This window comes from Pseudoalteromonas sp. OANN1 (genome assembly GCF_024124685.1).
Lineage (GTDB): Bacteria > Pseudomonadota > Gammaproteobacteria > Enterobacterales > Alteromonadaceae > Pseudoalteromonas > Pseudoalteromonas piscicida.
On record NZ_JAMXSE010000007.1, the window covers coordinates 191,635 to 209,738 of the forward strand.

General features: G+C 43.1%; 15 protein-coding genes. 8 read left to right on the top strand and 7 right to left on the bottom strand.

Annotation, left to right across the window (positions count from 1 at the left end):
* The first annotated feature begins 53 nt into the window (after window positions 1–53).
* On the top strand, window positions 54–2,876 hold the full coding sequence (uvrA, locus tag NH462_RS08690; RefSeq protein WP_253105409.1) for an excinuclease ABC subunit UvrA: 2,823 nt from the start codon (window positions 54–56) through the stop codon (window positions 2,874–2,876).
* Window positions 2,877–2,926: 50 nt separating this feature from the next.
* A complete protein-coding gene (locus NH462_RS08695) occupies window positions 2,927–4,021 on the top strand; it encodes a hypothetical protein (protein ID WP_239360763.1) in 1,095 nt (364 codons plus the stop codon).
* Here the strand turns inward: NH462_RS08695 and NH462_RS08700 are convergent.
* Window positions 4,002–4,400 carry a thioesterase family protein gene (locus NH462_RS08700; RefSeq protein WP_253105410.1) on the bottom strand — a complete coding sequence of 133 codons (399 nt, stop codon included), beginning with the start codon at window positions 4,398–4,400 and terminating at the stop codon, window positions 4,002–4,004. The genes NH462_RS08695 and NH462_RS08700 overlap by 20 nt on opposite strands.
* A gap of 29 nt (window positions 4,401–4,429) precedes the next feature.
* On the opposite strand from NH462_RS08700, the gene NH462_RS08705 reads away from it, so the two are divergent.
* Window positions 4,430–5,131 (top strand): 2OG-Fe(II) oxygenase, encoded by a 702-nt coding sequence (locus NH462_RS08705; RefSeq protein WP_088531994.1) that lies wholly within the window; start codon window positions 4,430–4,432, stop codon window positions 5,129–5,131.
* A gap of 63 nt (window positions 5,132–5,194) precedes the next feature.
* Here NH462_RS08705 and NH462_RS08710 read toward each other — a convergent pair whose 3' ends face one another.
* Window positions 5,195–5,563 (bottom strand): YacL family protein, encoded by a 369-nt coding sequence (locus NH462_RS08710; protein ID WP_010376624.1) that lies wholly within the window; start codon window positions 5,561–5,563, stop codon window positions 5,195–5,197.
* A 62-nt stretch (window positions 5,564–5,625) separates the two neighbouring features.
* On the opposite strand from NH462_RS08710, the gene NH462_RS08715 reads away from it, so the two are divergent.
* Window positions 5,626–6,570, top strand: coding sequence for an AEC family transporter (locus tag NH462_RS08715; protein WP_253105411.1), 945 nt, complete (start codon window positions 5,626–5,628; stop codon window positions 6,568–6,570).
* A gap of 3 nt (window positions 6,571–6,573) precedes the next feature.
* On the opposite strand, the gene NH462_RS08720 is transcribed toward NH462_RS08715, so the two are convergent.
* Complete coding sequence (locus NH462_RS08720; RefSeq protein WP_010376621.1) at window positions 6,574–6,801, bottom strand: hypothetical protein; 228 nt, start codon at window positions 6,799–6,801, stop codon at window positions 6,574–6,576.
* 220 nt (window positions 6,802–7,021) lie between these two features.
* Here NH462_RS08720 and NH462_RS08725 point away from each other — a divergent pair, with 220 nt between their 5' ends.
* Window positions 7,022–8,335: a TIGR00366 family protein gene (locus NH462_RS08725; protein ID WP_253105412.1), complete on the top strand. Its 1,314-nt coding sequence runs from the start codon at window positions 7,022–7,024 to the stop codon at window positions 8,333–8,335.
* Between the two features lie 30 nt (window positions 8,336–8,365).
* Here the strand turns inward: NH462_RS08725 and NH462_RS08730 are convergent, their stop codons facing one another.
* On the bottom strand, window positions 8,366–9,376 hold the full coding sequence (locus NH462_RS08730) for a site-2 protease family protein (RefSeq protein WP_102055963.1): 1,011 nt from the start codon (window positions 9,374–9,376) through the stop codon (window positions 8,366–8,368).
* A gap of 210 nt (window positions 9,377–9,586) precedes the next feature.
* On the opposite strand from NH462_RS08730, the gene NH462_RS08735 reads away from it, so the two are divergent.
* Window positions 9,587–10,795, top strand: coding sequence for an EAL domain-containing response regulator (locus NH462_RS08735; RefSeq protein WP_010376614.1), 1,209 nt, complete (start codon window positions 9,587–9,589; stop codon window positions 10,793–10,795).
* Here NH462_RS08735 and NH462_RS08740 read toward each other — a convergent pair.
* Complete coding sequence (locus NH462_RS08740; RefSeq protein WP_026001070.1) at window positions 10,779–11,906, bottom strand: hemolysin family protein; 1,128 nt, start codon at window positions 11,904–11,906, stop codon at window positions 10,779–10,781. The two genes, NH462_RS08735 and NH462_RS08740, sit on opposite strands and share 17 nt — an antisense overlap.
* A 166-nt stretch (window positions 11,907–12,072) precedes the next feature.
* Here NH462_RS08740 and NH462_RS08745 point away from each other — a divergent pair, with 166 nt between their 5' ends.
* Both NH462_RS08745 and NH462_RS08750 read left to right on the top strand, forming a co-directional pair.
* On the top strand, window positions 12,073–14,526 hold the full coding sequence (locus NH462_RS08745; protein WP_253105413.1) for a prolyl oligopeptidase family serine peptidase: 2,454 nt from the start codon (window positions 12,073–12,075) through the stop codon (window positions 14,524–14,526).
* 225 nt (window positions 14,527–14,751) lie between these two features.
* On the top strand, window positions 14,752–15,447 hold the full coding sequence (locus NH462_RS08750; protein ID WP_017219015.1) for a response regulator transcription factor: 696 nt from the start codon (window positions 14,752–14,754) through the stop codon (window positions 15,445–15,447).
* A gap of 43 nt (window positions 15,448–15,490) precedes the next feature.
* Here NH462_RS08750 and NH462_RS08755 read toward each other — a convergent pair whose 3' ends face one another.
* Together NH462_RS08755 and NH462_RS08760 are read right to left on the bottom strand one after the other, a co-directional pair.
* Window positions 15,491–17,011 carry a YifB family Mg chelatase-like AAA ATPase gene (locus tag NH462_RS08755; protein ID WP_253105414.1) on the bottom strand — a complete coding sequence of 507 codons (1,521 nt, stop codon included), beginning with the start codon at window positions 17,009–17,011 and terminating at the stop codon, window positions 15,491–15,493.
* Between the two features lie 17 nt (window positions 17,012–17,028).
* Window positions 17,029–17,643 (bottom strand): trimeric intracellular cation channel family protein, encoded by a 615-nt coding sequence (locus NH462_RS08760; protein ID WP_010376603.1) that lies wholly within the window; start codon window positions 17,641–17,643, stop codon window positions 17,029–17,031.
* Window positions 17,644–18,104 lie beyond the last annotated feature (461 nt).

An 18,104-nucleotide genomic window follows, 5' to 3' on the forward strand; every position in this document is an offset into this window, starting at 1 on the left:
AGTGGATTAGTATCGCGTACTCAGTACAGCGCACGAAAAAACACAAGGGTCGTATGGATAAAATAGAAGTTAGGGGTGCCCGCACCCACAATTTAAAAGACATTTCACTCACCATTCCAAGAGACAAATTGATAGTGATCACGGGTCTTTCTGGTTCAGGGAAGTCGTCTTTAGCATTTGACACCTTATACGCAGAAGGCCAGCGTCGTTATGTTGAGTCTTTATCTGCGTACGCGAGGCAATTTTTATCGCTGATGGAAAAACCAGATGTGGATCACATTGAGGGCTTGTCTCCCGCGATTTCCATTGAGCAGAAGTCGACTTCTCACAATCCACGTTCAACCGTGGGCACCATTACCGAAATATACGACTATTTAAGATTACTCTTTGCCCGAGTGGGTGAACCGAGATGCCCTACCCATGATTTACCGTTAGCCGCACAAACTATCAGCCAAATGGTTGATACTGTATTGGCACTACCTGAGGGTAGCAAACTCATGCTACTTGCACCGGTGGTGAAAAACCGTAAAGGTGAGCACGTAAAACTGTTAGAAGAGCTTGCGAGCCAAGGTTTTATTCGTGCACGTATTGATGGCGAGGTATGCGATCTCTCAGATCCACCGACACTAGAGTTACAGAAAAAACATACCATAGAAGTTGTGGTGGACCGTTTCAAAGTCAAAGCAGGGCTTGAGCAACGGTTAGCCGAATCTTTTGAAACCGCGCTTGATTTGGCTGATGGCATTGCGCAAATCGCCTATATGGATGATAGTGAAGCAGACGAACTGATCTTCTCGGCCAATTTTGCCTGTCCAACTTGTGGCTATGCCATGAGCGAACTTGAACCAAGATTGTTTTCTTTCAATAACCCAGCAGGTGCCTGCCAAAGCTGTGATGGCTTGGGGGTAAAGCAGTATTTTGATCCCAAACGTGTAGTGCAAAACCCAGAACTAAGCTTATCTGGCGGTGCAATCAAAGGGTGGGATAAACGCAGTTTTTACTATTTTCAGATGCTAAGCTCAGTTGCCGAGCAATATGGATTTGACTTAGAAACGCCATTTCAGGATCTGCCGAGTAAATTTCAAAAAGTAGTATTAGAAGGCTCAGGCAAAACTAAAATCGCGTTTAAGTATCGTAATGACAGAGGCGATCTTATCACCCGCAATCACGAGTTTGAAGGCGTGTTAAACAATATGAATCGCCGTTATCGGGAAACGGAGTCCAGTTCAGTAAGAGAAGAGCTCGCCAAATATCAAACCAGCCAAGCGTGTCCAAGTTGCCATGGCTCACGCCTGCGCGAAGAAGCTCGCCATGTGTTTATCGGCTCGACCAACCTGCCAACTGTAACAACGATGAGTATCGGCGAAGCCAGTCAATTTTTTATCGACTTAGCACTCACAGGCCAAAAAGCACAAATTGCGGACAAAATACTCAAAGAGATCCGCGACCGTTTATCTTTCTTGATCAATGTAGGCCTAAATTACCTCTCTTTGGAGCGTAGTGCTGATACTTTATCTGGCGGTGAAGCTCAGCGGATCCGTCTTGCAAGCCAAATTGGCGCTGGTCTCGTGGGGGTAATGTACGTACTAGATGAGCCTTCAATTGGTCTACATCAGCGCGATAACGATCGTTTACTTAAAACACTCACGCACCTAAGAGATCTTGGCAACACCGTGATTGTGGTAGAGCACGACGAAGATGCTATTCGCGCAGCCGATCACATCATCGATATCGGTCCAGGCGCCGGTGTACACGGCGGCTATGTCGTCGCTGAGGGAACTCGCGATGAGATAATGCAAAGTAAAGACTCATTAACGGGTCAATATCTCAGTGGCGAGAAATGTATTGAAGTTCCAGCGCAACGCCATCAATGTGATGACAAATGGCTTGAGCTTAAAGGCGCAACGGGCAACAACCTAAAAAGTGTCGACTTAAAAGTGCCTGTTGGGCTCATGACCTGCGTAACTGGGGTATCTGGTTCGGGTAAATCTACCCTCATTAATGACACCCTATTCAAGCTTGCCCATCAGGAATTAAATGGTGCAACAACGCAAGAAGCTGCACCATATGAATCAGTTCATGGGCTAGATCACTTCGATAAAGTTATCGATATTGATCAGAGTCCTATCGGTCGCACACCACGTTCAAACCCTGCAACTTATACCGGGATCTTTACTGCTATCCGTGAACTATTTGCGGGGACGCAAGAGTCGCGTTCACGCGGTTATAAGGTTGGCCGCTTTAGTTTTAATGTTAAAGGCGGTCGCTGTGAGGCCTGTCAAGGCGATGGAGTTATCAAGGTAGAAATGCACTTCCTGCCGGATGTCTATGTTCCTTGTGATGTCTGTACTGGTAAGCGCTATAACCGTGAAACACTGGAAGTGCTGTATAAAGGTAAAAATATCCACGAAGTGTTGGAAATGACCGTTGAGGACGCTCGAGAATTTTTTGATAAAATTCCCGCAATCAATCGCAAACTACAAACTTTAATGGATGTGGGCCTTTCCTACATTCGCTTAGGGCAAGCCGCCACAACCTTGTCCGGTGGTGAAGCCCAGCGGGTTAAGCTCGCTCGTGAACTATCAAAACGAGATACCGGTAAAACACTCTACATTCTCGATGAGCCAACCACAGGTCTGCACTTCCATGATATTCAGCAGCTACTCGCGGTATTACATCGTCTACGCGATCATGGTAATACGGTGTTGGTTATCGAGCATAATCTAGATGTCATCAAAACCGCGGACTGGATTGTGGACTTAGGTCCAGAGGGAGGAGCAGGAGGTGGTCAAATCCTCGTCTCAGGTACACCTGAAACGGTGGCTGACTTTGAGGCTTCGCATACAGGTAAGTACCTTAAGCCCTTATTGTCTTAATTTCTAAAAGTCTCTATTATTGGTGCATAATAATTACAAATTCACTTATTATGCATCAACTTCTCGCGCCAAAAAACTTAACCGCATACCTAGCAAGACTGCGCTTTTCCATCGGCCAATTTTGGCAAAGCCTAACGCTGGCTCAACGCTATTATTTGGTCAGTTTTATCATTTTCATGTTCAGCTTGAGTGAAACTGAAGATAATAACTTCACCGCTTTTTTGATCTTAATAACCACAGTAACGGCGCTATGTTATGAATTCTGGCCAAGGATCATGACCTTTTGGGAAAGTGTGCCTGGCAAAGCACTAATACTGTTATTTTATGCCTTTATCGCCAACTTTGTGTTAGTGCAAGCTGATGGTCGTATCAATGATTTAACTGGAGTCAGCACAGATAATTTCCCTTACACACATAATTTGAGTGTGTTGCTGTCGTTACCTACTTGGTTTTTTATTACCAGTACCTTCTTATTAATTCTCGCGCAACTCTTTATGACCTGCTATGTCGTTGTACTTTTCCTACTTAAACCATTACGTATAAAGCCTTTTTGGCATCAGAATCACTATCGTTATCCGGCAACAACAGCGATCATTAGGTTGATCATGTGTTTTGTTTTATTGGCGTTCTTGGTGCTTGGCATCGCTAAATCAGGTGCTTCAACCGCATTTACTGAGTTTTCTTCTGATTTCAAAGTAGATAAGGACGGAATTTCTTTCCAAGCCAACGCGAAAGAATCGCGCTCTGCAGACTCCGCAGAAGAAAACGAAGGAGCATCGGAAACTCAACCACAAGTGGCCGACATGAGTGGCGATACTCCACAACAAGATGAAGCACAGCCCACGGCAGATGAGCCGGAGTCGTTAACAGTATCTATTAATAACGATCCCAACCCGGATTTGCACGAGCAAGGCAAAAACTATAACGATGTGCTTAATCAAATACTGGCTTACTTTATCTTTCGCTTTGAGTCTGACGGAAACTCACGTTGTGAACATAGCGAAGGCAGTAATATTGTTGAATTAAACGATTATGAGATTTTAGAGATCATGCCGGATAACGCCGCAGAATACGGCTATACCTATACGGTAAAGCCTTGTATCTCAGCGGCAATTGGTCATCAGTTTAAACCACAGCAACCATAAAGGTGCCTAGCGCATCGCGCTCTTGCTGACTCAGCGGTTGAGATTGCTTAACCGCAAAGTCATATCGCACCATAATGGTTTTACCTTCAGCACAGCACTCTCCATGCTGCCAAGCCTGCTGCAAAATCACAAATGAGCTGTTGCCGATATGTTCAACAGCCGTTTTTATTTCGACTTCCTGACCATAAAATAGCTCCCCTTTAAAGGTGACTTCGACTTTAGCAACGATCAATTTCCACTCTTTTGGATTTAAATCTGGTGTAAATATTTTGAAAATAGGTGTGCGCACGGCTTCAAACCACACAGGGAGTACGGTATTGTTGATATGTCCAAGCACATCAGTGTCGCAAAAACGCGGCATAAGCTTTTCAGACAGCATAATAACTCCAATAAAAACTAGGGAAAAACATGAGTGATTTTATTCGCGTTTACGATAACGCACTCAGTTCAGACTTTTGCGATGAATTCGTAAAGACCTTCGATCAAAGCCCACATTTAAAACAGGGGACTACGTCTGGTGGTGTCGACTTGAGTAAAAAAGTCAGTCACGACCTTTATTTAAATTCCTATCCTGACTATGCCAAACAGTTACAACACATTCAACAGGTTACGGCAAAGCACTTATTTGAATACCTTGAAGAGCATTTCTTTATGATCATCGGTGCATTTGGACTTAAAGTGTATCACCCCAAAACTGGTGAGCCTGTCGATCTCACTGTGGATAACTTTGAAGAAGTCGGCAAGCCACAACTCCCGGTCCTTGCTCAACAGCTGTTTCGTTTGGGCGCTATCCAAGCTCAGCGCTATCAAATAAATAAAGGCGGCTACCCTTACTGGCACAGCGAAGTCTACCCTCAACATGACCATAATGAAGCCTTACACCGAGTGCTGTTATTTATGTTCTACCTTAATGATGTCGAGGAAGGTGGCGAGACCGAGTTTTATTATCAGCAGCGTAAAATTGCCCCTGTAAAAGGCTCTATGGTGATAGCGCCAGGGTATTTTACACATACACATAGAGGCAATATTCCGGTTTCTAATGATAAGTATATACTCACTTCATGGGTGTTATTTAATAGAGCAGAGCAACTCTATGGTACGCCCAAATAAGCTATCGCTATACTTCAGGGGCTGTTGAACTCAAGCATGCAAGATCAACAAGCCCCACAGAACTTATTTAGCTTTGGTAAATTCAGCCCACTCTATCAGCATGGGTAAAAAATCTTCATAGCCACACACCGCCATCATACCCGACTCATCTAAAGCCAGCGCGTCTTCTTGGTACTGCGCTATGTCATCACTTTCATGAAACAGAGCGTGGCTTTCAAATAATGCTTCTTGCGGCGTGAACGTGGCGCGGATCTCTTTTCCAGCCAACACAAGCTCTTCTTTTTGATTTGGCAGGTTTTCAAGCTGTGTCAGCAGGCTGACAATACGCTCATGTGCAAGCTCTTCGCTCAGCCACCGACCTATCAACGCATGCTCGTCATTTAAGCGAGCTCGAAACCCAGAAAGTGGGTCACGAATAAACTGGTATTCCATCTTTACTTCTTAACTAAATCACCTTCTTTTATTATACCTAAGTGGCGTCCGCTAAGCATTCATTGATAGAATTACCTTTTAACCACTCGATTGTTGGTCAACGCATGTCGCCTGTTGAGATCTTATTTCCTCTCATCTTTATCGTTATTTCTGGTTTTTTGAGTGCAAAGATTGGCTTTATCGCCATCAATCAGCTTGATGGCTTGCGTACTTTTATCTTTAATTTATGTATTCCTGTGCTGTTATTTAGCTGTATGGTACAAGCAGATCTGAAAAACCTCGCAACAGGCTCCTTGTTATTATCCTTTTATCTCCCAGTCGCTCTGACTTATGCTGGCTTATACCTGTTTCTCTTTAAAGCGCAACATCGCTCAAAAGCAGACAGTGCAGCATTAGCATTAAGTGGCACCTACTCTAATACCGTGTTAGTCGGATTACCGATTATCCTAATGGCGCTCGGTGAGCAAGCCGCTGCCATGGTATTTATGATTATTACATTCCACAGTGCGATGCTGTTTTTTATGACTTTTTTACTGGCAGCAAGACACAAGAATAAGTTGGATATTGCGAAACCCCTGCTGTTAAATCCAATAGTGATAAGTATTACGAGTGGTTTGATATTAAAAGTTGCTGGATTAAAGCTACCAAGCTTAATACTTGAAAGCTTTAGTTGGTTGGCAAAACCTGCCATTCCAGGGGCGCTATTTATTCTAGGTGCGAGCTTGGTACAGTATGGCGTGCGAGGAAAGTTACACGGTGCACTATGGCTAAGTGCAGTAAAACTGACGCTACTACCGGGATTGGTTTATCTCTTTGCTACTTATTTAGGATTGGCAACTCAGCAAGTTCAGGTGGTGACTTTAATGAGTGCCTCTCCTTTAGGAGTCAATGCCTATCTTGTTGCTAGACAGCTCGACAGCCAACAAGCAACACTTGCGGCTACCGTTGTGCTGTCTACTGTGCTGAGCATGGTCAGCCTGACTGGGTGGTTATACTTTTTGGTATAACCGTTAATACCTAGGCGGCGTATACTTAGCAGCATCAATAATAGCCCACAAATGGAAAACAGCTGCGATCACAGGTGGAACCAATAAAAACCACAGTGCATACCCACCTACAACAACTATTGCGAAGATTAAAGCCGCCAATATACGACCTTGAACCAACTGACCAAGGCCAGGGAAAAAGACGTTACAAATCGCTGCAATTACATTACCACCAGAACCTTGTCCAGACATAGTTACCTCTCTTAGTTACTTAAAGTCTTTCTTTTTAATATATCAGATTTCATGCCAACCCTAACACTTTGATTTTAAAAGAAACCAATGAAACTCATTGTTTTCTGTTCACTATAAGTTAGCCTAAACCACTAACTTTTAGCTTAAAGTTTAGCTATATTATGATGCGTAATTCAATCACTTTGATTTGCATAAAATAATAATGAAAACAGGATGTCTTATGCTTGGCAAGTTTACCACCCCGCTAACAAAATTAGTCGACAAGTATCTACCCGATCCATTTGTGATTGTGCTTTTACTCACTTTTTTGGTGATGGTACTCGCTACATTGTTTACTCCAGCAACGCCTGTCATGGTGCTTGAGGCATGGGGTAATGGTTTTTGGAAGCTGCTTACTTTTGCGATGCAAATGTTGTTAGTTTTATTATGTGGTCACATGCTTGCTGTTACCCCTCCAATAGCGAAAGCGCTAGACCGTATCGCAGGCCTAGCTAAAACTCCTTCTCAAGCAATTATACTCACCACCTTTGTTGCGATGAGCGCCAGCTGGATAAATTGGGGGTTTGGCTTAGTAGTCGGAGCTTTGTGCGCAAAGGCCATCGCTCGAAAAGTGAAAGTTGATTATCGCCTGTTAGTGGCAAGTGCTTACTCTGGTTTTGTTGTTTGGCACGCAGGCCTATCAGGCTCAGTCCCCCTGACTATCGCAACCCCGGGCCACTTTAGTGAAAAGAGCATCGGTATTGTTACCACTTCAGAGACAATCTTTGCACCTTTTAACCTGCTCATCGTACTCAGTATTTTTATCGTTTTACCACTTATAAATAAACTGATGCTTCCCAAAGATGATGACGCAGTTATTGTTGATAAAGAAAAGCTCATTGAACAAAGTAATGATATCAGTACCCACAATACTCCGGCTGCAAAATTAGAAAATGCCTCATGGCTTGGTATGTTAGGAGGAGCAATCGGTCTTAGCTATCTAGGCTTTTACTTTATATTTAATGCAGGCACATTGACATTGAATATCGTCATAGCCCTGTTTTTGTTCTTAGCCATGCTGCTACACAAAACCCCTGCAAATATTCTCAATGGTCTACAACAAGCAATTCAAGGTGGTGCCGGTATCGTGATCCAGTTTCCTTTTTATGCTGGGATCATGGCTATGATGGTCGAAACAGGACTAGCACAACAGATATCTCAAGGATTTGTTTCTATTAGCAGTCAATGGACATTACCGCTGTGGAGCTTTTTAAGCGCAGGTCTTGTAAATATATTTGTGCCTTCAGGTGGCGGTCAGTGGGCGGTACAAGCACCAATTATTATTCCCGCAGCAGAAGCACTTAATGCAGACATAGCTAGAGTCGCGATGGCCGTTGCATGGGGTGATGCTTGGACTAACCTGATCCAGCCATTTTGGGCACTCCCAGTACTTGCAATTGCAGGTCTTAAAGCCAAAGATATTATGGGATTTTGCCTGATACAATTGCTGGTAACGGGTGTAATTATCGCAACTTTATTATTACTGCCTCTGTAAGAAGGTGCGTAATGCACCTTCTTACACAGATTAACTTGATAAAATTTTCATTGGCAAGCTTAGGATTGGATTCTCTGAATCAGCAAAATGCATCATTACCGCAACATGACCCGTAATAACAACTATATACATAATGGCGCTGACCACTTGCCCATACCGGTCAAGGGGTAATAAGTGACTGTAATTACGGCCACGCCACTCAATCAGGATTTCAAAACTACCAATCAATATGAATATCACCAGTAGGATTAAGCCAAAGGTGTAACTTATCCACAGGCCGAATAATACTCCTGCCATACACGCTAATAACCCCACCCAAGAGCGCATTGAAAAGCTTATACTTTTTAGAACATGCCCACCATCTAACGGCAAAATGGGTAGTAAATTGAATAAGTTCAACAGCGCACTTAATACTGCAACACCAGCAAAGATTTCCATCTCTGTCGCGTAATACAACACCACTCCAAGGATTGAGGTTATCAAACCAAATGCCGGTCCCATCAAAGAAATAACTACATCTTGCCAGCGGGTCGTGATCTTATCGTCACTTACAGCCAGGCCACCAACAAAAGGGATCAAATAGATGCCTTTTGTTTTAATCCCAAAATAGCGCATAGCACGGACGTGGCCATATTCATGAACGACTAAGCAAGCCACAAGCATAAGCGCAAACTGCCAAGAAAATAGCCATGCGTACCCTGCCACGGATGCGCCAGCCAACGCAGCTTTGACCACCTTGGCACTTTTAAATAACTTTAAGCCCAATGCTGCCAAACCAAATAAGCTGCGTTTTTCTTTAGGTGTCTCGGTGCTCACTTCGAGCCACCGAAGCTCAGATCCATTTACTGCAATACCAAGTAACCCCTGAGGTAACTGCTCTGTATTTACCGCCAGTGCTTGTCCATCAATAGTCGCGAAAATGCCATTATGTTGCTCTTCAAAGGTAATCGCTTGTTGCTCGACAAAAAGCTGTACTACTTGTTGTTGGTTAAAAAAGATAGATACCGCTTTGTCCGCTAGCGAAAGCTCGACTCTATTCATATTCAGATCCAAAGGTCATTTGGGGCATTATCGCTAAAAGCGTCCGTTTCATAAAGAGGTGCCGAAATCTGAATTAGAAAAATGCAGGCAAAGTATCATTATTGCGCTTCAAATTGAGTAAAAATCACCTTTTAAAGCGTATTGAGATTTGAGCACTTTAAATTATTTGTACTAGACTTTAAGGAGGTAAGGTATACGAAGGAATTGTTAATGTCATTAGCAAAACATCGGATAATGGTAGTAGATGATTCACCCGCGATCCTCGTCGTAATGCAAGCTATTATGACTGAGCTTGGCATTGAGCATGTCACAACCTGCTCAAGTGCGGTGAATGCTGTAGAAAAAATACGGCAGACTCCTCATCAATTTGACGCCATTTTTACAGATCTCAATATGCCCGAAATGGATGGCATGGAGTTTATTCGCCAACTAGGAGAGCTAAGGTTCTCCGGCGGTATTATTATTATTTCCGAAATGGACGAAAAGATTATTGATCTAGCAACCAACCTTGCCAGACAATCCAATGCACATCTTATCGGCAATATTTCCAAGCCCGTACAATTGGTTGATGTCGAGCGTATGCTCAAAAAAATGGAGACGTATACCACTGTTAAACGTAGCCGTATTGAAAAGGTAACCGAAAGCGATCTTTTGCACGCCATTAGTCACAACGAAATTACCCCTTACTATCAGCCAAAGGTTCACCGTGGTGACAAAAAGATTAAAAGTGTCGAAGTGCTTGCCCGTATTGTGCCTAAAAATACCGAGCAGGTTATTTTACCGGATCATTTCATTGGCGTGGCCGAAGATACCGATCTAATCAACATCATTACTTTCCAGCTTTTTGAAAAGGCAACGGACGAGTTTAAAGCAATCAAATCTGAGCTAAATTACCCAATTAAACTGGCTTTTAATCTATCACCAGTGCAATTAAATGATCTGAGCTGCCCAGATAAACTGGCACTTATTCTAGAAATAAACCGTTTAAAGCCTAGTGATATCATTTTAGAAATTACTGAAAACCAACCGATGAATCAGTCTATTCAATTGGAAACAATGAACCGTTTACGGATCCGGGGGTTTGATATTTCGTTAGATGACTTTGGTACTGGATTTACCAATATCCAGCAGTTAAAGTCTTTGCCGTTTACTGAGATCAAAATCGACCGCTCTTTGATAACCCATGTGGAATCCGATCGCTTTTCACAGGTACTTATCGACAGCTTAATCGACATCGCACAAAATCAACAATTAGACATAGTAGCTGAAGGTATAGAGCGGATTGAAGAGCTACAATACCTTGACCGCTACAAGCATAGCCTATTAATGCAGGGTTTTTTAATCAGCAAACCTAAACCACTAACAGACCTAGTTGGGTGGATACACTCTTGGCAGCGCATGATTAATTCGAACCCTTAACCTCTGGAGAGGGCGTTTCCTCTCTATCGCTTTGCGTTTCAGACGCTTCTGCAGCTTCGTCGCTGTCTTCAATCAAATTATCATGATTATCTACTCGCTCTCGCCACTTTTGCTTGGCAGCAGCTTGCATATTGGTGGTTTGCTCTCGCTCATCAACAATATCCATTCCCATTAATGATTCAAGCAAATCTTCTAATGTCACTATGCCTTGTACATCGCCATATTCATCAATGACAAGCGCAATGTGTAGACGCTTTGCCAGTAACGCTTTGAATAGCTCTGGCGCAGCTAGCGTTTCCGGTACGGTATAAAGAGGGCGAGATAGCTTACCAATTTTATAGTCTTCTCCAAGCCTATGATAAGCAAGCATAATGTCATTCTTATGCACAAAGCCAATAATGTCGTCTGTATTTTTATCAAATACCAACACCCGAGAAAAAGCAACCGAACCATGCTCAGACAAATACTCGTGCACAGTCATATCTTTATGCACCTTAAACAGTACCGTTCTTGGTGTCATAATGCTTTCGAGTTTGGCGTGGCGAAAGCGCAACAAGCTGCGAATGGTTTCAGTTTCGTCTTGATGTAATGCGCCTGCTTCAGAGCCAATCTCCGCCATCGCTTCGATTTCTTGACGAATATAGTGAGCCTCATCTTCTTTACGGCCTATCACTTTTGTTAACTGATCAGACATCCACACAAAAGGCTTCAATATTCGAACTAACCATACCAACACACTGGAAACGATAGGTGTTAATCCGCGCCAATAAGTCGCTCCTAAAGTCTTTGGAATGATTTCTGACAGTACCAAAACCAGTAGCGTCATCACTGCAGACGCAATACCAACAGCTGCATCTGAAAATACCACAGCAGCTTGTGCACCAACCCCTGCTGCACCGGCGGTATGCGCAACGGTATTTAACGTTAGAATGGCAGATAAAGGCTGATCAATGTTGTCTTTAAGGCGTTGAACTCGCGATGCTAATGCATCATTGTCTTGCTTTAAGATCCCTATATGGCTTGGCGTAATACTAAGTAGCACCGCTTCCATCACCGAACAGATAAAAGAGATAGCTATTGCCAAAAACATGTAGGTTAATAATAAAACCAAGTAAATTCTCCTCTTTATTCAACGCTAAGTATTTGCTTAACTGCATACGTTATGTTGCTCATCAACACAGACTATTAAATTTAGGACGTCTATCGCAGCAATACAACCGGTTCAAAATACTATGATATAGTTTTATCATATAATTACCTACAATAGGCGCAAATAAATGAAATTACGTACAGCCGTCACTCTACTATTTACGGCAGTCTCAGCACAACTTTCAGCAAGCCCATTAGACGAATCAAAAATACAATTTTTGGGTCCCATCGCTGGCGAATCAACAATAAAGCCAGCGGATACAGCTCATCGTGATGCAATTATTGAAAACCTGCTACCATCATTACAACAAGACGCCAAACAGGTAACGCTATTCAATAATGAAAGCAAATGGCAAGCACTGAATAAAGTATCTCAATTAACGATACCTGGACTACAAGCTCTGAAGTTTAATTTCACTACTGAACGCTTTGTCTCAGGTAAACTCAAGCTTGAGGGCATTGAGAAAGCCAAAATATTTCTAAATGGAGAGCCGGTCTCCGGTGTTAAAGAGGTTCAGCTTGATGTCGTCAAGGGCGATCATCAAATCCTCGTTATCGCTGAGCAGGTAAATGACTGGAATAAAGTTGATCTTAGCTTTGAAGGCGAAGCAGCACATGACGTTATCACGCTAACAGAAAAACAAACCAAAGCGCTGTCTGCAAAGCAGTTGTTTGATGCTCCAACGGTGAGTGCTATCTCACTTGCACCTAACGGCGAATATTATATCTCTACCGTCCGCCACTACGATGATGAAAAAGGCAACGCAGCAATCACCGAAACTGCTTTATACAATGAAGATGGTGACATGCTTTACAGTTTCGATGGCATGAGTGCAACTAGCTTTGCATGGCGTGATGACAGCAGCAAACTCACTTATTTAAAAGATAATAAAGCTTACATCCTTGATCTAAAAACCTTTAAACGCACTCAAGTTGCTACTAAGCTCAATGGCGCGAATAGTATCGAGTTTTTTGATAATGACACGCTTATTTTTGCGTGGACCAACAACGGCAAAGAAGAAGGCAAACTGACTAAACATTATCAAGGATTAGAAGATAGATGGTCATATGCCCGCACCCAGTCGCAAATCTTCTTACTTGATATCAAAAGTGGGCTACTTAATCCTGTGACAGTTGGCGCACAAAGCCACAGCTTGGCCGACTTTGACGCACAAGCAAACACGGTTTTAGCAACACGTAATAAGCAAGACTACGCGCAACCTCCTCACATGTTGACAGAGCTAATAGAAATCGATCTATCAAACAATCAGCAAAGTGTTATTGGTCAGTATCGTACATTTAGCGGCGCGCAATACACTAAAAATGGTATTTATGTAACTGCAGGTCCTGATTTTGCAGAAGGTGCGGGGCGCAACTTACCTGAAGGTATGCTCGCGAATAACTATGACGGCCAACTTTATTGGATAGATCGCAAAGGCAACAATGTAAAAGCACTGAGTAAAAACTTTGACCCAGCCATAGGCAGCTTCACCGTACTCAATAATGGCGATGTGGTACTAAAAGCGACTGACCAAGATCGTCAACAGCTTTTCTTCTTCGACGAAAGTAAGTCTACTTTCAAACGCTTAAACACCGGGCTGGATGTTGTCGCGAACTATTCTGTGTCTAGTGAACGTAACCCAGAGATCTTGTTCACGGGAACTACAGCATCAACTCCGCAACAGTTAAAAACCATGTCAACGTCAGATAAGCGAGCTGACACGCTTTGGGACTCAGCAAATATCGCATACCAGAATGCGGAAATTGCCAACCTAGAAGAGTTTAATTTTACTAATACTGAAGGCGTGGAGATTAAAGGCCGCGTGTATCTACCACACGATTTAGACATAGCTAAAAAATACCCAGCACTCGTTTATTATTACGGCGGCACTTCTCCAGTGACTCGTGGCTTTACAGGGCGTTATCCATTTAACTTATGGGCAGCAAATGGCTATGTTGTTTATGTCTTGCAACCAACAGGTGCGACAGGTTTCGGTCAGAAGTTCTCAGCAGAACACGTCAATGCTTGGGGTGAACACACCGCTAACGATATCATCATGGGTACCAAAGAGTTTGTGAAAGCCTACCCTTTCGTTGATGACAAGCGTTTAGGTAATTTAGGTGCTTCTTACGGCGGCTTCATGACCATGCTGCTAACAACAAAAACTGATTTGTTCTCAGCTTCTATCTCACATGCTGGTATTTCTAATATTACTTCATACTGGGGCCAAGGCTGGTGGGGTTATTTGTATTCTGGCGAGGCCTCAAAAGGAAGTTTCCCCTGGAACAATCCAACGCTTTACTCACAACATAGCCCGGTATTTAATGCAGACAAAGTAACAACACCATTATTGTTAATTCACGGCGACGCGGATACCAATGTGCCGCCAGGTGAAAGTCACAATATGTATACCGCATTGAAGATCCTTGGCCAAGATGTTGAGTTGGTCGAATACAAAGGCGCAGATCATCAAATTTTTGCTCGTGACAAGCGCTTCCATTGGTGGAACACCATGCTGGCTTATTTCGATAAACATTTAAAGCAAGAGCCACAATGGTGGGAACATCTATACGGTAAGTAATCAACACTAGGCGGCACTCTGTGTCGCCTTTTTGTTTATGGAAGCAGCAATCAAACACATCATTGTATATAATTTAATAATAAAGCTCGGTTTCCCCTTGATCGAACGAGGTTGTCAGGTTAACGTGCCAGATACAGAGTTGTAAGAATTCGTTTCATGTACTTCCAAGCAGCGATCTCTCAGTGTTATATTAACGACAATTAAACAACAATTAACAGTGAAAACATGAGCATAAAGGTTTTATTAGTTGAAGATGATGAACTCTTAGCAAAGCGACTGTGTAGTCACTTTGAAAATACCGAGTTCAGTATCACTGTAGACAATACAGGGGCTACTGCGCTTGAGCTTATTCAATCTCAAACCCAAAACCCATTTGCACTTGCTATTGTTGATGTTGTTTTACCCGCCACCGATGGCCTGCAACTTGCGAAAGAGATTAATACCTTATCAGACCTTGGTGTCATCATGCTCTCCAGTCGAGACTCTCAAGCCGACAGAATCGCAGGTCTTGCGCAAGGTGCTGATGACTACGTTTGTAAGCCTGTTGATACGCTTGAGCTTGAACTGCGTATGCGTGCCTTATACAAACGTTTAGTTGGTAATAAAGACGATGAATCGGAAGAGTTTATCGAATATGCTGACTTTAAACTACACCCTGATAACCGTACCTTAATCAATCAACATGGTATTGAGTCTCGACTTACCGAAGCAGAGCATAAAGTATTAATTTGTCTTATTTCCAATGCAGGAAGGGCAACATCCAGAGAGCGTATTTCAGAAGATATTGGGCAACCTGATTGGAGCCCAAGTGACAGAACGGTTGATGTCTTAGTTGGCCGACTACGCAAAAAACTCGGCGATGAAAAAGAGCAAAAACGCATTGTGACGGTTCGCGGCAAGGGTTATATGTTATCAGCTTAACCTTTACCAATTATACACTCCCTATCTATTGAAATGCCGTTAGCTAGAACTGTGTTAACTGACCTAACAACCTCTCCAGCGCACGATAACTAAGCGCCTCCTTTAAATGTGATAAGCCAATATTAGGTGTCGAGCTCAGATCTGCTATGGTACGCGCGACCTTGATTATTCGATGATATGAACGTGGTGATAGCTTTAGTTTTTCTGCTGCCTTTGCTAGAAATAAACGCTCAGTATCAGCAAGATAGCAGATATTATTTAGCTCTTTTACACTCAGTTGATCGTTACATTTTCCCTGACGTGCTAAAGCTGTTTTATAGGCCTGCTCCACCCTAGCCCTTATTGTCTCGCTAGACTCTCCATCACTCTGGGATTGTAGCTCTTCTGTTTTTAGACGAGGTAATTCTACCTGTAGATCTATTCGGTCTAAAAATGGACCTGAAATCTTAGCCAAATAGCGCAATACTTGATCCGGAGACGCTCGCTTGTCAGTGTAACAACCTGTAGGACTGGGATTTAATGCTGCAATCAGTTGAAAGTTTGCAGGGTAATCAACTTGTCGAGCTGCACGCGAAATCGTTACCATGCCCGTTTCCATCGGCTCACGTAATGAGTCCAGTACCTTCCTATCAAATTCTGGCAACTCGTCCAAAAATAGAACGCCATTATTTGACAATGATATCTCCCCAGGCTTAGGGTTCGACGAGCCTCCAACCAAGGCTACCGCAGAGCAAGTATGATGTGGAGCTCTAAAAGGCCTTGTTTTCCAGTTTGATTGATTGATTGTTTTTCCCAGTATGGAATAGATAGAAGCTGTTTCTAATGCCTGATTATCCGTCATTAGTGGCATTATAGTGGGTAGACGCTGAGCAAGCATCGATTTTCCAGTGCCAGGAGGACCAAGAAATAAAACGTTATGCCCACCTGCCGCGGCTATTTCTAGCACTCGCTTCGCCCCCTCTTGCCCTTTCACCTCAGCCATATCCAGCAAGCTCCCACCTGAAGCTTCAATATTTAAATTATCTGGGTAGAGTTGATTAAACCTAAGTGATTGCTGGCCGCTTAAGCCTAACCATGCTGTACGCAAGCAGCTTATAGCAACACGATTGGCATCAGCGGCGAGGCTCGCAACTGCATCGTTACCAATTGGTAAGTAAGCAGTTCTCCCCTCCTTCGCTGCTGCAATAACAGATGGCAAAATCGCAGTGACCGTCCTCAGCTCACCATTTAACGCAAGCTCACCATAAAACTCTTTATCAGCAATAGCATGGCTATCTAACTGTCCTGATGCGACGAGAACACCGAGTGCGATTGCAAAGTCAAAGCGGCCACCGTCTTTGGGTAGATCTGCTGGTGCTAAGTTTACTGTGATACGCTGTTCTGGAAATAAAAAGCCAGCATTAACAAGGGCACTACGAACGCGCTCTTTGGCTTCTTTAACTGAGGTTTCGGGTAACCCAACAATACTAAAGGCAGGTAAACCGTTGCTAAGGTGCACCTCAACAATTACCTCGGGAGCGGTAATACCAACTTGTGCTCGAGTGAAGACTCTTGCTAAAGACATCCATGTCTCCTGCTTACTTAAAATTTATAGTTAAATACGTGTAACACCAAGTGGTATCGCATAGCCGCTAATCTTAATAACAAAGTTGCCGCCATGGACAATACCATTACGTATTCTGTTGCCATGCCCAATTTAATTGCTTGAGTATAGACTATCCCGCCAAAAATGCAGGTGATCGCGTATAACTCTCCTTTTAGAAGTAGGGGGATCTCTCGAGCTAATACGTCTCTGATAACCCCACCAAAACACCCGGTCAATACGCCCATGATCACAGCTGTAGTATCAGGCATTCCGATACTTAAAGCCTTTTGTACTCCCATTACAGCGAAAAAAGCAAGTCCAATGGCATCAGCAACCTGCAGTACAGTTCTTGGAATATTTTGATGCCGATTTAGCCACCATATGCTCACAGCGACAGCAAATAAAATAGCGTAAATATAGCTAGTATCATGAAGCCAAAAAACAGGTTGATCTAAAATCAAGTCTCGTAATGTTCCCCCCCCGATACCAGTTACAGTCGCAAGGACAATCACACCAAAGCCATCCATGTGTTTACTATGCGCAATTAAGGTTCCCGAGATCGCAAAAACCATAACACCCAAGAGATCAAACCAATGATAGAGTTCTGACATTTCGTAATTAGTTGTGAAACAAAAGCAAAATCATAACGAAGATCTCACACAAAAGGTAGTAGGATCGCCGATATTTACAGTTTTCAATGTACTGAGTAAAGTGACTTTATGAAATGTTTAGGATGAATACTTGTGGGTAAACCGCCTATCACGATACATGTTTATACTGTGGTGTAGCGCATTTACTTAGGTTTAGAATATTTTTTCAGAACTTCATTGCAAACCATCGGCGGATAAACAACCTCCGACCATGCTGCACTTGCAGATACTGTGGTAGGAGCGAGTTTACCTCGCGAGGTTTTAATTGCTTGCGAGGTTTTCTATTTCTCAAATCTCTATACCCCAAACAGCAAAAAACCCGTCGCATTGCTGCAACGGGTTTCTCTTATTTGGCCCTGGCGATGTTCTACTTTCACATGGGTAATCCACACTATCATCGACGCTGTTTTGTTTCACTTCTG

Excerpts from the sequence above, each read along its gene's own strand:
- NH462_RS08705 (WP_088531994.1), top strand. The coding sequence starts at position 4,430 with ATGAGTGATTTTATTCGCGTTTACGATAACGCACTCAGTTCAGACTTT.
- NH462_RS08725 (WP_253105412.1), top strand. The coding sequence starts at position 7,022 with ATGCTTGGCAAGTTTACCACCCCGCTAACAAAATTAGTCGACAAGTAT.
- NH462_RS08755 (WP_253105414.1), bottom strand. The coding sequence starts at position 17,011 with ATGTCTTTAGCAAGAGTCTTCACTCGAGCACAAGTTGGTATTACCGCT.
- NH462_RS08720 (WP_010376621.1), bottom strand. The coding sequence starts at position 6,801 with ATGTCTGGACAAGGTTCTGGTGGTAATGTAATTGCAGCGATTTGTAAC.
- NH462_RS08745 (WP_253105413.1), top strand. The coding sequence starts at position 12,073 with ATGAAATTACGTACAGCCGTCACTCTACTATTTACGGCAGTCTCAGCA.
- NH462_RS08730 (WP_102055963.1), bottom strand. The coding sequence starts at position 9,376 with ATGAATAGAGTCGAGCTTTCGCTAGCGGACAAAGCGGTATCTATCTTT.
- NH462_RS08750 (WP_017219015.1), top strand. The coding sequence starts at position 14,752 with ATGAGCATAAAGGTTTTATTAGTTGAAGATGATGAACTCTTAGCAAAG.
- NH462_RS08735 (WP_010376614.1), top strand. The coding sequence starts at position 9,587 with ATGTCATTAGCAAAACATCGGATAATGGTAGTAGATGATTCACCCGCG.
- NH462_RS08710 (WP_010376624.1), bottom strand. The coding sequence starts at position 5,563 with ATGGAATACCAGTTTATTCGTGACCCACTTTCTGGGTTTCGAGCTCGC.
- NH462_RS08695 (WP_239360763.1), top strand. The coding sequence starts at position 2,927 with ATGCATCAACTTCTCGCGCCAAAAAACTTAACCGCATACCTAGCAAGA.
- uvrA (WP_253105409.1), top strand. The coding sequence starts at position 54 with ATGGATAAAATAGAAGTTAGGGGTGCCCGCACCCACAATTTAAAAGAC.
- NH462_RS08760 (WP_010376603.1), bottom strand. The coding sequence starts at position 17,643 with ATGTCAGAACTCTATCATTGGTTTGATCTCTTGGGTGTTATGGTTTTT.
- NH462_RS08700 (WP_253105410.1), bottom strand. The coding sequence starts at position 4,400 with ATGCTGTCTGAAAAGCTTATGCCGCGTTTTTGCGACACTGATGTGCTT.